Source organism: Micromonospora yasonensis, assembly GCF_026013475.1.
GTDB classification, from domain to species: Bacteria; Actinomycetota; Actinomycetes; order Mycobacteriales; family Micromonosporaceae; genus Micromonospora; species Micromonospora yasonensis.
In genome coordinates this window covers 1-13,485 of sequence record NZ_JAPDPH010000189.1, presented here as the reverse complement: position 1 = coordinate 13,485, position 13,485 = coordinate 1, and the positions used below count along the sequence as shown (strand labels likewise).

The window sequence follows — 13,485 nt, the reverse complement described above, 5'->3', positions numbered from 1 at the left end:
GTGTGCCCCGGCTCACGTGAGCCGGACGCGCGTCAGGTCAAGCGCAAGGTCACTTGAGGGTGACCTTGGCGCCCTCGCCCTCGAGCTTGGCCTTGGCCTTCTCGGCGGTCTCCTTGTTGGCCTTCTCCAGGACGGCCTTCGGAGCGGCCTCGACCAGGTCCTTGGCCTCCTTGAGACCCAGGCCGGTCAGCTCACGCACGACCTTGATGACCTGGATCTTCTTGCCACCGTCGGCGTCGAGGATGACGTCGAACTCGTCCTTCTCCGGCTCGGCCTCGGCGGCGGCCGGGGCGGCACCCGGGGCGGCAACGGCGACCGGGGCGGCGGCCTTGACGTCGAAGGTGTCCTCGAACTGCTTCACGAACTCGGAGAGCTCGATCAGCGTCATCTCCTTGAACGCGTCGAGCAGCTCGTCGGTGCTGAGCTTCGCCATGTCTGGCGTCCTTTCCTGAATGGTTTAACTAAGAACGTGGGTGCGCCGGGTGGCCTCAGGCCGCCTCGGCGCCCTCCTTCTCGCGCTTGTCCTGCAGAGCGGCCGCCAGACGCGCGGTCTGGGCGAGCGGAGCCTGGAACAGCGCCGCAGCCTTGGCCATGCTGCCCTTCATGGCGCCGGCCAGCTTCGCCAGCAGCACCTCGCGGGACTCCAGGTCGGCGAGCTTCGTGACCTCGGCCGCGGAAATGGCCTTGCCCTCGAAGACACCGCCCTTGATGACGAGCTTCGGGTTGGCCTTCGCGAAGTCGCGAAGCCCCTTCGCCGCCTCGACGACGTCGCCCGAAACGAAAGTCAGCGCGGTAGGACCGGTGAACAGCTCGTCGAGGCCGGAGATGCCCGCGTCGGTCGCGGCACGCTTGGCCAGCGTGTTCTTCGCGACCGTGTAGCTGGTCTCCTTGCCGAGCGAGCGCCGCAGCTGGGTGAGCTGCGAAACCGTGAGCCCGCGGTACTCGGTCAGCACGGTGGCCCCCGCGTTGCGGAAGCTCTCGGTCAGCTCGGCGACGGCCGTGGCCTTGTCGGCCCGGATCGGCTTGTCCGCCATGTCCCTCCTCTCTCGTTGCTCGGAGCTGGTACGCCGGCGACGAGCGGAGGCTCGCGACGGCGGCGGAGGCATCACGGCAACGAGAAAAGCCCCGGCGCAGGGCGCACGGGGCGAGGGCCGGCATCATGGGCGCAGTCGGCGGACCACGCACAACACCGATTTTCGCTTGCCGCCCTACGCGGGTCGCCCGTCGTCGCGGGACCTTCGACCGTGCCAGGGCACGGTGACCAGCGGTCTTTGGGTGGAACTACGCGACAAGGTTACGCGACGTGTCCCGGTACCGCCAAATCGCCCCCACCTCGTGCCACTGGTCACCCTCGCGACCGCTTGATCGACTCGGCCTGCGGCATCCCGTGGCCAGCGTCGGCACGGAGATCCGGCTTGCGGCACATCGAGTCGATCGAGGCACCGATCGGCGTCCCTGTCCAGGCCGTCAGGCCCGGGTTCGCCGGCCCCAGGCGTACCCGGTCAGGGCCACGATCGCCCGGCTGGCCAGGGCGCCCAGGGCCACCGCACCCGGCAGGGCGAGCAGGTGGACCCAGAGGCCGAGGGCCACCCCGGCGGCCACCGACCGGTCCCCCGGCCCCACCGGCCCGGTGACCCCGCCGACCAGCCACGGGAGGACCAGTGCGACGGCCACCGTGCCGAGCCCGGCCACGCCGGCCGCGAGCACTCCGGCGACCCGTTCCCGGACCGGCCCGAGCACCACCTGGGCCAGCCGGCGCTGCACGTCCGGCTCCACGTCCAGCAGGATCTTCGTCTGCCAGGCCAGCACCGGGAAGAGCACCACCGCCGAGACGCCGTACGCCTCCGCCGGTTGCGCCCGACCGCCGCCGTAGAGGACGCCGAGGGCGAGCAGGCCGGCCAGCACCGGGGCCAGCGCCCGTCCGATCCGCAGGAAGCCGGCCAGCCGCAGCCGGACCAGCGCGATCACCGGGCCTCCTCTGGGACCGGCCCGGGTCCCGTGACGGGCGGCCGGGGCGAGCCGGCGGGCACCCCGGAATCGGGTCGCGCGGCGGGCGGCGGGGCCGAGCCGGCGGGAAGCCCGGGGTCGGGCCGCGCGGCGGAGGGCGGGGCGACGTAGTCGCGTACCCGGAGAACGTGGTGGCCCTCGGCGCGCAACCGGGCGACGGCGGCGACGACCCCGGCGGCCGGGACCGCCAGCTCGACCACCGCGACGGCCGCATCGGCGGACGGCCGCTCCTCGGTCACCGTGCCGTCGGCGACCGTCCACTGCCGGGCCCCGGGCAGCCGGACCGTCTCGCCGCGGTGGTCGCTGACCAGCACCGTCCCGCCGTCGGCGAGGACCTCGTCGACCACCTCCGGGACCAGCTCGCGAGCGGCGACGTCCAGCCCCTCCCAGGGCTCGTCGAGGACGAGCAGGCCGGGCGGGCGCAGCAGGGCCTGGGCCAGGCCGACCTTCTGGGCGGTGCCCTTGGAGAGCTGCGGCAACCGGGCTCCGTGGAACCGGGTCAGGCCGAGCCGGTCGACCCACTGCCGCACCGCCCGGTCTGCCGCCGGGCCGGAGAGCCCGGCGACCCGACCGATCGCGGTGAGGTACGCGCCGACGGTGAACGGTTGGTCGGCGGGAAACCGCTCGGGCACCCAGCCGACGACCGCGGGCCGGTCGACCACCCGACCCCGGGTCGGGCGGAGTACCCCCGCGGCGAGCTGGAGCAGGGTGGACTTGCCCACGCCGTTGCGCCCGAGCACCACCGCGACCTCGCCCGGGCCGATCCGTACGTCGGTCTCCCGCAGCACCCACGGACCGCGCCGGTGGTACCGCAGCCAGACCCCCTCCAACCGCATGCGCCGAGCCTGCCACACCGCAGACAGGGACAGGGCCCCGCCACATGGTGGCGAGGCCCTGTCCGGGCAGTCATGCTCAGGCCTCGGCCGGAGCCTCCTGCAGGTTCTTGATCAGCTTCGGGTCGACCGGGACACCCGGGCCCATGGTGGTGGTGAGGGTGACCTTCTTCAGGTACGTGCCCTTGGCCGCGGACGGCTTGGAGCGCAGGACCTCGTCCAGCACCGCCGCGTAGTTGTCGATCAGCTGGGACTCGGAGAACGAGGCCTTGCCGATGATCAGGTGGAGGTTGGAGTGCTTGTCCACCCGGAAGGTGATCTTACCGCCCTTGATGTCCGAGACGGCCTTGGCGACGTCCATGGTCACCGTGCCGGTCTTCGGGTTCGGCATCAGGCCGCGCGGGCCCAGGATCCGCGCGATCCGGCCGATCTTGGCCATCTGGTCCGGGGTGGCGATCGCCGCGTCGAAGTCCAGCCAACCGCCCTGGATACGGGCGACCAGCTCGTCGGTGCCCACCTCGTCCGCACCCGCGGCGGCGGCCTCCTCGGCCTTCGCGCCGGCGGCGAAGACGATCACGCGGGCGGTCTTACCGGTGCCGTGCGGCAGGTTGACCGTGCCGCGGACCATCTGGTCCGCCTTGCGGGGGTCGACGCCGAGGCGCATCGCGACCTCGACCGTGGCGTCGAACTTGACGTTGGTGCTCTCCTTGGCCAGCTTGACGGCCTCGGCGGGAGAGTAGAGCTTCGACCGGTCGATGACCTCGGCGGCCTTGCGGTAGCTCTTGCTGCGCTGCATTTCGCGTTACTCCTGTGGTGTATGGCGGGCTCGCGACGTCCGCGGCCCTCCCACGAACTGATCGGGTGGAGCGGTGAGGAGAGGTCAGTCGGCGACGGTCAGGCCCATCGACCGGGCGGTGCCGGCGATGATCTTCTCAGCCTGCTCGATGTCGTTGGCGTTGAGGTCCGCCATCTTCTTCTCGGCGATCTCGCGCAGCTGGGCGCGGGTCACCGAGCCGACCTTCTGCGTGTGCGGGACGCCCGAGCCCTTCTGCACGCCGGCGGCCTTGATCAGCAGCCGGGCGGCGGGCGGGGTCTTCAGCACGAAGGTGAAGGTGCGGTCCTCGTAGACGCTGATCTCGGCGGGGACGATGTCGCCCCGCTGCGACTCGGTCTGCGCGTTGTAGGACTTGCAGAACTCCATGATGTTCACGCCGTGCTGGCCGAGCGCGGGGCCGACCGGCGGCGCCGGGGTGGCCTGGCCCGCCGGCAGCTGAAGCGTGAACGTCTTGACGAGCTTCTTCTTCGGAGGCATGTCTCTTCCTGGGGCTTGGAACTGGGATTTTCGCCGGTCCACGGGCGCGCACGGTCAGCGCGCTGCGGACAGCCGACGTTCTAGGGTAGCGCAGACGTCCGTCGCCTCCGCCGCCGAGGTCCGGCGGGCGGCGGAACGAAACACCGGCGGCAGGCCCGCGGCCCACCGCCGGTGCGCGGCGTACGTCAGATCTTGGCGACCTGGTTGAAGTTGAGCTCGACCGGCGTCTCCCGGCCGAAGATCGAGACCAGCACCTTGAGCTTCTGCTGGTCGGCGTTGATCTCGCTGATCGTCGCCGGCAGCGAGGCGAAGGCACCGTCGGTGACGGTGACCGAGTCGCCGACCTCGAAGTCGAGGACCTTGACCTCAGGCTTGGCCTTCTTCTCCACGGCCTCGACCGCCGGGGCCAGCCACTTCAGCACCTCGTCGAGGCTGAGCGGCGCCGGGCGGTCGGCCCGGTCGGTCGCCCCGACGAAGCCGGTGACCCCCGGGGTGTTCCGGACGCAGGAGTAGGACTCGGCGGTCAGCTCCATCCGGACCAGGATGTAGCCCGGGAAGACCTTCGCCTGGACCTGCGACCGCTTGCCGTTCTTGACCTCGACCTCTTCCCGGGTCGGCACCTCGACCTGGTAGATGAAGTCCTCCATGTCGAGGGAGGTGATCCGGGTCTCGAGGTTGGTCTTGACCTTGTTCTCGTAGCCGGCGTAGGAGTGCACCACGTACCAGTCGCCCGGGGCGTAGCGCAGCTTCTGGCGCAGCTCGGCGACCGGGTCGAACTCCTCGTCCGGAGCGGGCTCGGTGGTCGGGAATTCCGGCTCGCTGGCGGCCTCGGCCGACTCCTCGTTGGCCGCCGTCGCCACCGTGGACTGCTCGTCCGGGGTCTCGGCGGTCTCGTCGTACTCAGGCACGCTCGCTCACTTCCGTCACTATCGCTGTTTGCCTGTCAGCTCTTACCGCCGAAGACGAACAGCACCGCCTTCGCGAAGCCGTAGTCCAGGCCGCCCACGATCGCCAGCATCACCGCGACGAAGGTGACCACCACGGCCGTGTAGGTCAACAGCTCCTTGCGGGTCGGCCAGATGACCTTACGCAGCTCGGCCACGACCTCGCGGAAGAATCGCGCGATGCGGGCGAAGATCCCGATCCGCTCGGTGTCCTTCCGGGTCTTGCGGCCCTCGGTCGACTCGGCCCGGGCCCGCTTGCGGGTGGCGGTGCCGCCCCGGGAGACCGGCTCCTCGTCCTCCGCGCTGGTGGCGTCGTCGTCGGCCACGTCGTCGACGATCGCGTCCTCGTCCAGACGCTCGTCGCCGGCGTCCTCGCCGCGCCGCTTGCTCTCGGCCACTTCGCCCTCCGTGCGGGATATCGGATCGCACGCCGATGGTTGGCGTACGCGGCGTGTGGTCACGCCGGCCGGACCAACCGTCCCGCGACGGGCCGCGGCCGGCGGACCGACCGGAAGGGCCCCGAATGCCTCGGAACCACCCCGCCAGTGCCACCACCACGGGCCGGGCGCCGCCGTACGGGCGGCGCGACCCACGGAACGGTCAGGCCTGAGGCGCAGGGGTGACAGGACTTGAACCTGCAGCCTGCGGTTTTGGAGACCGCTGCTCTGCCAATTGAGCTACACCCCTGTGCGGCAACGATCCCCCCACCCGAGCACGTGGTGCCAGGCAGGGGTCACTTGCCCCACGGCGGACCAGTGTACGGGTAGTCGTGCGACTTTCCCAACCGGTCTACCCCTCGCGCGTCGACGGATCCCTCAGCGAGGCGTCCGGACAGTCGCCCGGGCCTGCGACAGCACCTTCTCGCCGAGACAGGTCGCGGTCACGTCGAGCCTGGTCAGGCCCTCCTCGGTGACCTCCTTGACCACCGCGGTGACCTCGATCTCGGTGCCCTCGTCGGTGTCCGGCACGACCACCGGGCGGGTGAACCGGACCCCGAAGTCGACCACCGCGTCCGGCGCGCCGGCCCAGGCGGCGACCGCCCGACCGACCAGCGCCATGGTGAACATGCCGTGGGCGATGACCCCCGGCAGGCCCACCTTGGTGGCGATCCGGTCGCTCCAGTGGATCGGGTTGAAGTCGCCCGAGGCGCCCGCGTAGCGGACCAGGTCCGCGCGGGTCACCCGGAAGGTCTGGGTGGGCAGTTCCATGGGTCAGGCCTCCCCGCGTACGACGATCTTGGACCAGACGGCGACCACCTGCTCGCCGGCGGCGGTGCGCACGTCGGTGCGGGTGGTCAGGAAGCCGTGCCCGCCCCGGGTGGTGACCTCCTCGATGGTGTTGACGCAGATCAGCTCGTCACCGGCCACCACCGGCCGGGTGTACGCGAAGCGTTGGTCACCGTGCACCACCCGGCTGTAGTCCACGCCGAGCGCGGGGTCCTCGATGATCTGCCGGCTGGCGGCCATGGTGACGATCACCGGGAAGGTCGGCGGGGCGACCACGTCGGAATGCCCGAGCGCCCGGGCGGCCGCCGGGTCGTGGTGCGCCGGATCGGTGGCGCCGATGGCGGTGGCGAACTCGCGGATCTTTTCTCGGCCCACCTGGTAGGGGGCGGTCGGCGGGTAGGTCCGGCCGACGAAGGACGGGTCCAGGGACATGCCGCGAACCTACACGTAGAACACGAACGCCGATCCGTACGGGACGGGCGGCGCGGGGCCGCCATCCGTGCGGATCGGCGTTCAGAGGAGCCTGTGGGGCCGGGCCGGCAGGGCCGGCCGCGGGTCAGCGGGTCTCGCGGTGGACCGTGTGCTTGCCGTCCCGGGGGCAGAACTTCTTCAGCTCGATGCGGTCCGGGTCGTTACGACGGTTCTTGCGCGTGATGTAGTTGCGCTCCTTGCACTCCACACACGCCAAAGTGATCTTCGGCCGGACATCGGTCGCCTTCGCCACGGCGGAGTGCCTTCCTCTAACGGGTAACAACTACGGCGCATCAGCCTACGCGCTGACGGCGTAAACATGCAAAGTGGGCGCCTGTGGCGCCCAACCCACCGACCACCGGGTGGACCCGGAGGACGAGAGTAGCGGTGGCCGGACTTGAACCGGCGACACAGCGATTATGAGCCGCTTGCTCTGCCATCTGAGCTACACCGCCGTGGCGGGTCCAGCCGGACCCTTTGAGCCCCCTTACGGAATCGAACCGTAGACCTTCTCCTTACCATGGAGACGCTCTGCCGACTGAGCTAAGGGGGCCTGCTCGATCACCCCGTGGGTGTCGCGCAGGGGAAACAGTACACGACCTCGCCGCCGAGGTGAAATCGGATCCCCCCTTGCGGCGTCTGGGCAGCTCAGGGCACCGCTCGCAGGCGCGGCAGCTCGCCGGCGGGGACCGGGTCCGGGTCGACCTGAGCGGCGAACCAGGCCTCCAGTCGCTCGTACGGCAGGGGCCGGCTGAACAGGAACCCTTGGCCGATCTCGCAGCCGATGTCCTGGAGCAGCTCCAGGGTCAGCTCGCTCTCCACGCCCTCGGCCACCACGGCCAGACCGAACTGCTGGGAGAGGGTCACCACGGCGTTCACGATCGCCAGGTCGCCCGGATCGGTCGCCATCCCCTGCACGAACGAACGGTCGACCTTCACCTCGTGCACCGGTAGCCGACGCAGTTGGGCCAGCGACGAGTTACCGGTGCCGAAGTCGTCCACCGAGAGTCGGACGCCCAGGTCTCGCAGGCGCCGCAGGGTCGGTATCGGACGTTCGGTGCCGTCCAGCACCCCGGCCTCGGTGATCTCCAGGGTGAGCCGCTGCGGCGGCACGCCGTACTCGTCGAGCAGTTCCCGGACCAGGGCCGGGAAATGCTGATCGGTGAGGGTACGGGCGGCGAGGTTGACCGAGACGGCCAGCGGCTGCTCGCCGGGTTGCCAGTCCCGGCTACGCCGCAGGCTCTCCCGGAGCACGAACTCGGTCAGCCGGCCCAACTGGCCGATGTGTTCGGCCACCGCGACGAAGTCGTCGGGGGCGACCGTGCCGTGCGCCGGATGCTCCCAACGGGCCAGGCACTCCACCCCGACCAGGCGACGGTCCCGCAGTGTCACCTTGGGCTGGAAGTAGACCTCCAGCGCGCCGTCGTCCAAGGCGCGGCGCAGGTCGCCGGCCAGGCCCAGCCGGCGCAGCGACCGGGACTCCAACGCCGGGCTGTAGAGCTGGACGCTGCCCGGAACCGACTTGGCCGCCGTCGCCGCCAGGTCCACCCGCTGCAGTAGGTCCACCGCGTCGCTGCCATGGTCGGGATGCACGGCCACCCCGACGGCGGTGTCGACGTCCAGGGTGAGCGCGTCGAAGACCATCTCGTCGCGGATCTGCTCGCGCAGCTGCCCGGCCAGCTCCAGCGCCGCCTCGGCGCTCTCCAGCCGCAGGGTGACCAGGAACTCGTCGCCACCGGCCCGGCCGACCAGCGCCGAGGAGGGCGCGCAGGCACGCAACCGCTCGGCGACCTCGGCGAGCACCTTGTCGCCGGCCGCGTGGCCGAGCGACTCGTTGACCTGGCGCAGCCGGTCGACGTCGAAGAGCAGCAGCGCCACCACCTCGCCGGGAGCCCGGATCTTCACCGCCTCGGCGACCGCCGCGGTGAGCCGTCGGCGGTTGGGCAGCTTGGTGAGCCCGTCGTGCTCCGCGTCGTGCCGGAGCCGGTCGACCAGCCGGGAGTTCTCCAACGCGACGGCGGCGTGCGCGGCGACCGTCTCGAAGACCGCCACGTCGCGCTGGGTGAAGTGCAGCGGATCACCGAGCCGGTTGGTCACCTCGAGGGTGCCGATCACCACCCGGCCGGAGCGGAGTGGCACAACCACCGTGTCCTTCACGCCCTGTTCGACCAGCCGGTCCCGGAACTCCGGGTCGCTGCTGATGCCGCGACCGACGGTGATCGGGCGGGCCGCGTCGACGGCCTTTTGCCGCAACTCGGCTGGAGTAGGGGCGGTGTCGAGCAGCCCTGGGTCGTCGACCCGGGCGGTGAGCAGCGTCTCCGGGTGCCGTCCCTGGGCAGGCAGCCAGAGGGTGGCGTACTCGGCCTGGAGCAGTGCGCGGACCCGACCGAGCAGGGCATCGGCGAGGGTGCCGTCCTGGCTGCTGGCCGAGATCGCCCGGCTCAGCTCGTACATCCCGGTCAGGGTGCGGTGCTGCTGGAAGAACTCGGTGTAGGACCGGTAGACGACCGCGAGTCCGGCGGCCAACGCCGCGAGCGGCACCAGCGACCACCACGACTGATCGAGCAGAATCAGCACAACCAGGCCGGCCGAGACGTTGATCCCGGCGGTGAGCGTGACCGAGGGCAGCGCGCGGACGGTCTCCCGGCCGGCTTGCCAGCCGGCGAGCAGGGTCTGAACCGCGGCGATCGAGGTGACGCCGACCAGGATCACCATGCTGATCGCGAGGCAGAGTCCGAGCCAGGTGTAAGGGCCGACGCCGTCGGCCGGGGGCAGTGCGTGCAGGACCAGAGCGCCCACCGAGGTGCCGGCCGCGGCGCGGGCGACGTTGAACCAAAGCTTGGGCGCGGCCATCCGGTGCCGCAGGTGGGTGACCAGCGACGACAGGGTGTAGATGAGGACGACGGTGAGCGGTGGCAGGAAGTAGAACGCCAGCACCAACGGCAGTTCGGTGAGGGTCATGCCCAGCGACTGGCGACGGATCACGACGCCGACCACCGGCCCGCTGGCCAGCAGCATGAGGACCAGCAGCAGGGCCGCCGGCGCCCAGCCACCGAACGGCCGGTCGGTGATCAGCCCGGTGACCGTCGCGCAGATCACCGCGAGAAGCACCAGCGGAGCGGTGATGATCCAGGCGTCTTCCGAAGACCGACGTCTCGGCTTGTCGCGCCCGCTCATCCCGCTCCCTGTCCAGCGCTCGTCCAGGACGGCCGTCAACTGGGGACGACCGACCGGGCGACGCTCACATCCAGATGACGTCCATCGGGTGAAGCTCGGTCAGACCCGAGTCGACGACGGCGACACCGGCTAGGGCAGCAAAGAGGAGGAGCGAGCCAAACAGTCGGCCCAACCTACGACCAGACATGATTGCTCCTGTCAGAGGTGTCACGAGGATGGTGAAGACTTCACGATCGTGCCACAGGGCCAGCATCCAGAAAAGCAGAGGGACGGCCGCTGAAGCGGCCGTCGGCCAGGTTTCACCATTCGGCCCAGGCAATTCGGCACACCTGGCCAGATCAGGGCACCCGGACCGGGCGCGGCCCCGTTCGTCCACTGCGGATTCCGACCTAACCCGCAAATCGATCATTGCCTCGGCGGGGTCTGCTCACCGCGACGACTCACGGGCATGACGGGAGCGCGCCCCGCACCGCCAGCATGCCCGGCCATAGGTCACCATACATGGACCGCCAGCAAAACGAGGCTGCCTGTTGCGTTATATTCTCGCCACTTCCCACGACGACGCCCGGCTGCAGCGGCCCGACCGCAGCCCTCACGTTCGACACAACCGACGTGCCAGGGCGCAGACCAGGGCTTCGTCGCTCGCCGGGCGGCACGAGGAGATCGACCTGGGCTAGTCGAGGATGGTCGGCCTGCGATGGAAGACGACAGGGGCCCTCAACTTGCGCCACCGCAGGTCGAGGGCCTTATCTCAGCGCCAACCGACCGGAGGGCTTGGTCCTACCCCGCGGCGGTTGCTCGGTATCCCCACCGTCGATGGGTCGGGCGTGCCGGCCCGTGACGCTGGCGTTGGTGTGGCCGAGCCGGCGGGCGGCGACCGGGACGTCACGCGAATCACCACCCCGCTGCGGTCTGCGGGCCGAAGGTCGTGCGGGATCAGGTCGGTCAGGTCGGCCAGCTCGACCGCGCCGCCAAATCGGTACTTCCAGCCGTTGTAGCTCTGCGAGCGGCCCGGCGGTCCGCTGCCGGCTTTCGGGTATCGACCACCGGGCCGCCGGGTCAGACGATCAACCCCTTGCGCGACCTCGATCGAGTCCATGAGTATCAGTGACCCTCGCCGAAGGAGCCCTCATGCCGGACCCGCCCAAGCATCCAGTCGAACAGCCGGCGTTCCGGTCGATGATGTTGACCTCCCTCTTCCTCGGCATCGTGCTTCTCATCTGCGCGGCGGAGGGCGGCGCAAGCAGTGGGTTCCTGAGCATTGTCATGGTGCTGATGTTCGCCATCTTCTTGATCTCGTTCGGCCTCTACTGGCTGGCGTGGATGCTTCGGGAACATGAGATCTGGCGTGAAGGACGCCGGGGGCGAGAGGAATAGACCCAGAGGCTGAGCACGACGCATCCCCCCTGCGGCAGTGTCCTGGCGGCGACTCACGAGGAGGGCTGGGCTGCCCAGCCGTTGTCGTAACCCGCATCGGTGCCCTCCAGCCGGCCAGGCTAGGCCCAAGGCCAGGGCACGAATGGTTGAGGCGGAGGGACTCCCCTCGGTGCTGCTCTCCGTCACGGGCAGGACGATTCCTGGCGAGACTGCCAGAAATCGCCATGACCCGTCTGCTGGATCGAGACAGTTCGCCTTTCCGGCCGCGCCCAGCACTCAAGGCCGCGCCGTTCATGCGGGGAAACCAGTCCCCAACGGCTGGACCCGTGGGACTCCGCCGGACAAACGACAACGGCCCCCGATCAGCATTTCTGCTGGTCAGGGGACCGCTGGTGCACCTGGTGGCGGGTAGAGGATTCGAACCTCTGAAGCTTTCGCGACGGATTTACAGTCCGCTCCCATTGGCCGCTCGGGCAACCCGCCAGGGCGTACCACCGCGTCGCAACGCGGCGGCGGAAGCAAGGATAGCGGTTGCCCCCGGGGGCATCGCAACCGGGTACCGTCAGGGGGTCCCACCGCTGGTCAGCGGGGGACGGAACAGGACAGACCGCCGGACAGCAGGAGCATGAGCATGGCAGCGAACCCGTCCTTCGACATCGTGAGCAAGGTCGACCGGCAGGAGGTCGACAACGCCCTCCGCCAGGCGGAGAAGGAGCTCGCGACGCGGTTCGACTTCCGCGGCACCGGCGCCGAGATCTCCTGGTCGGGCGAGGAGGCGATCAGCCTCCAGGCGGAGACCGAGGAGCGGGTCCGGGCCGCCCTGGAGGTCTTCAAGGAGAAGCTGGTCAAGCGAAACATCTCGCTCAAGTCGCTGGACGCGGGTGACCCGCGTTCGTCGGGCAAGATCTTCAAGATCGACGCCAAGGTGATCCAGGGAATCGACTCGGACAAGGCCAAGGCGATCAGCAAGAAGATCCGGGACGAGGGCCCGAAGGGGGTCCAGGCGCAGATCCAGGGCGACCAGCTCCGGGTCACCGGCAAGAAGAAGGACGACCTGCAGGCCGTCATCGCGCTGCTCAAGGGCGCGGACTTCGGCGTCGCCCTGCAGTTCACCAACTACAGGTAAGCCGAATTCAGTCTTGCTGGTCTTGCACCAGGTCACTCGCGGTGGCCTGGGCAGGCGTCGTCGCCAGTAGTCGTCGTTCGTCACCTCTGTGCGGCGCTCGACGGCCTGGCGACGGCCTGGCCCGGCCCGAGGGCTCGCGTGACGGCCTGGGAATGCCCGTATGCGCCAGCACCGTAGGAATCGCCGTAAATAGGCTTCGACCATGCACGGGTTCACCGATGTCGACCGCCAGTCCGACCCGAACTCGTGGGTGGCCGTCCTGGACCGCCTCACCGAGGAGCCGTTCTATCGGGCATACCAGCAGCGGGTACGCGAGCTGCTCCATCCGGCACCTGGTCGCCACTATCTCGACGTAGGCGCCGGGACAGGGGCAAGCGCGGTCCGGCTGAGGGATGACCACGGCGTCAGCGTGGCAACCGTCGACCGCGCCCGGACGATGTCCGTTGCGATGCGAGCCCGCGGCTTGACCGAGTGCGCCGTTGCCGACGCCCATCACCTGCCGTTTCTCAGCCGCTCCTTGCACGGCGCATGGGCCGATCGCACACTGCAACACGTCGCCGATCCCCACGCCGCGATCACAGAGCTCGTCCGGGTCGTCCAGCCGGGTGGCCGCGTCGTCCTCGCCGACCCCGATTACGACACCCAGGTACTCGACATCGCCGACCAGAGCTTGGCTCGGCGCGTCCTGCGGTTCCGAGCCGATGTCCTCCTCCGCAACGGCACCCTGGCTCATCAACATGCCGGCCTCCTCGCCGCGCACGGCCTGGTCGACATCACCGTCGAAGCCCGAACCCTCGTGGTCCGCAACCCGGCCGCCGTCGACAACGTGCTCGGCCTCCGTAGCTGGGCTGCCGAAGCTGCTGAACGTGGCGCGCTCGACCCCGCCGAGGCGCGTAGCTTCGCCGACCAGTTCGACGATGCCGTCGCCGCCCACCGGTTCACCTACGCGGTCACGTTCTTCCTCACCGCCGCCACGGTCACCTGACGCACGCCTCAGACGGTGCAGCGGCCG

The 13,485-nt window shown here is 70.0% G+C and carries 16 protein-coding genes and 4 tRNA genes; 3 read left to right on the top strand and 17 right to left on the bottom strand.

What is annotated here, in order from left to right; all coding sequences use genetic code 11:
- Nucleotides 1–49 precede the first annotated feature (49 nt).
- The 16 genes from rplL to ONA70_RS27895 form a co-directional block, all read right to left on the bottom strand.
- Entirely contained in the window at nt 50–433 is a 384-nt protein-coding gene (rplL, locus tag ONA70_RS27970) for a 50S ribosomal protein L7/L12 (RefSeq protein ID WP_265009476.1), read from the bottom strand.
- 55 nt (nt 434–488) lie between these two features.
- A complete protein-coding gene (gene rplJ / locus ONA70_RS27965) occupies nt 489–1,034 on the bottom strand; it encodes a 50S ribosomal protein L10 (protein WP_265009475.1) in 546 nt (181 codons plus the stop codon).
- Between the two features lie 433 nt (nt 1,035–1,467).
- Nucleotides 1,468–1,968, bottom strand: coding sequence for a hypothetical protein (locus ONA70_RS27960; RefSeq protein WP_265009474.1), 501 nt, complete (start codon nt 1,966–1,968; stop codon nt 1,468–1,470).
- Nucleotides 1,965–2,843: an ATP-binding cassette domain-containing protein gene (locus ONA70_RS27955; RefSeq protein WP_265009473.1), complete on the bottom strand. Its 879-nt coding sequence runs from the start codon at nt 2,841–2,843 to the stop codon at nt 1,965–1,967. Before ONA70_RS27955 ends, ONA70_RS27960 begins: the two co-directional genes overlap by 4 nt.
- A 76-nt stretch (nt 2,844–2,919) precedes the next feature.
- Entirely contained in the window at nt 2,920–3,636 is a 717-nt protein-coding gene (rplA, locus tag ONA70_RS27950) for a 50S ribosomal protein L1 (RefSeq protein ID WP_265009472.1), read from the bottom strand.
- Between the two features lie 84 nt (nt 3,637–3,720).
- Nucleotides 3,721–4,152 (bottom strand): 50S ribosomal protein L11, encoded by a 432-nt coding sequence (gene rplK / locus ONA70_RS27945; protein ID WP_212831294.1) that lies wholly within the window; start codon nt 4,150–4,152, stop codon nt 3,721–3,723.
- Nucleotides 4,153–4,337: 185 nt separating this feature from the next.
- Nucleotides 4,338–5,060, bottom strand: a complete 723-nt coding sequence (gene nusG / locus ONA70_RS27940) for a transcription termination/antitermination protein NusG (protein WP_265009471.1) — start codon at nt 5,058–5,060, stop codon at nt 4,338–4,340.
- Nucleotides 5,061–5,095: 35 nt separating this feature from the next.
- On the bottom strand, nt 5,096–5,494 hold the full coding sequence (gene secE / locus ONA70_RS27935; RefSeq protein ID WP_265009470.1) for a preprotein translocase subunit SecE: 399 nt from the start codon (nt 5,492–5,494) through the stop codon (nt 5,096–5,098).
- A 216-nt stretch (nt 5,495–5,710) separates the two neighbouring features.
- A tRNA-Trp gene (locus ONA70_RS27930) sits at nt 5,711–5,783 on the bottom strand.
- Nucleotides 5,784–5,911: 128 nt separating this feature from the next.
- A complete protein-coding gene (locus ONA70_RS27925) occupies nt 5,912–6,304 on the bottom strand; it encodes a MaoC family dehydratase (RefSeq protein ID WP_265009469.1) in 393 nt (130 codons plus the stop codon).
- A 3-nt stretch (nt 6,305–6,307) separates the two neighbouring features.
- Complete coding sequence (locus tag ONA70_RS27920; RefSeq protein ID WP_265009468.1) at nt 6,308–6,754, bottom strand: MaoC family dehydratase N-terminal domain-containing protein; 447 nt, start codon at nt 6,752–6,754, stop codon at nt 6,308–6,310.
- A 124-nt stretch (nt 6,755–6,878) separates the two neighbouring features.
- Nucleotides 6,879–7,046 carry a 50S ribosomal protein L33 gene (gene rpmG / locus ONA70_RS27915; RefSeq protein WP_013288652.1) on the bottom strand — a complete coding sequence of 56 codons (168 nt, stop codon included), beginning with the start codon at nt 7,044–7,046 and terminating at the stop codon, nt 6,879–6,881.
- 129 nt (nt 7,047–7,175) lie between these two features.
- Nucleotides 7,176–7,248: transfer RNA gene (locus ONA70_RS27910), tRNA-Met, on the bottom strand.
- Nucleotides 7,249–7,273: 25 nt separating this feature from the next.
- Nucleotides 7,274–7,346, bottom strand: a tRNA-Thr gene (locus ONA70_RS27905).
- A 95-nt stretch (nt 7,347–7,441) separates the two neighbouring features.
- Nucleotides 7,442–9,970 (bottom strand): putative bifunctional diguanylate cyclase/phosphodiesterase, encoded by a 2,529-nt coding sequence (locus ONA70_RS27900; RefSeq protein ID WP_265009467.1) that lies wholly within the window; start codon nt 9,968–9,970, stop codon nt 7,442–7,444.
- Nucleotides 9,971–10,034: 64 nt separating this feature from the next.
- Nucleotides 10,035–10,223 carry a hypothetical protein gene (locus ONA70_RS27895; protein ID WP_265009466.1) on the bottom strand — a complete coding sequence of 63 codons (189 nt, stop codon included), beginning with the start codon at nt 10,221–10,223 and terminating at the stop codon, nt 10,035–10,037.
- A gap of 854 nt (nt 10,224–11,077) precedes the next feature.
- On the opposite strand from ONA70_RS27895, the gene ONA70_RS27890 reads away from it, so the two are divergent.
- Nucleotides 11,078–11,347, top strand: coding sequence for a hypothetical protein (locus ONA70_RS27890; RefSeq protein WP_265009465.1), 270 nt, complete (start codon nt 11,078–11,080; stop codon nt 11,345–11,347).
- A 399-nt stretch (nt 11,348–11,746) separates the two neighbouring features.
- On the opposite strand, the gene ONA70_RS27885 is transcribed toward ONA70_RS27890, so the two are convergent.
- Nucleotides 11,747–11,830 (bottom strand) — tRNA-Tyr (locus ONA70_RS27885).
- 148 nt (nt 11,831–11,978) lie between these two features.
- On the opposite strand from ONA70_RS27885, the gene ONA70_RS27880 reads away from it, so the two are divergent.
- Together ONA70_RS27880 and ONA70_RS27875 are read left to right on the top strand one after the other, a co-directional pair.
- Nucleotides 11,979–12,473: a YajQ family cyclic di-GMP-binding protein gene (locus ONA70_RS27880; RefSeq protein WP_265009464.1), complete on the top strand. Its 495-nt coding sequence runs from the start codon at nt 11,979–11,981 to the stop codon at nt 12,471–12,473.
- 202 nt (nt 12,474–12,675) lie between these two features.
- The gene (locus ONA70_RS27875; protein ID WP_265009463.1) at nt 12,676–13,458 is read left to right on the top strand and encodes a methyltransferase domain-containing protein; all 783 of its coding nucleotides are present in this window, start codon (nt 12,676–12,678) and stop codon (nt 13,456–13,458) included.
- Nucleotides 13,459–13,485: the final 27 nt, after the last annotated feature.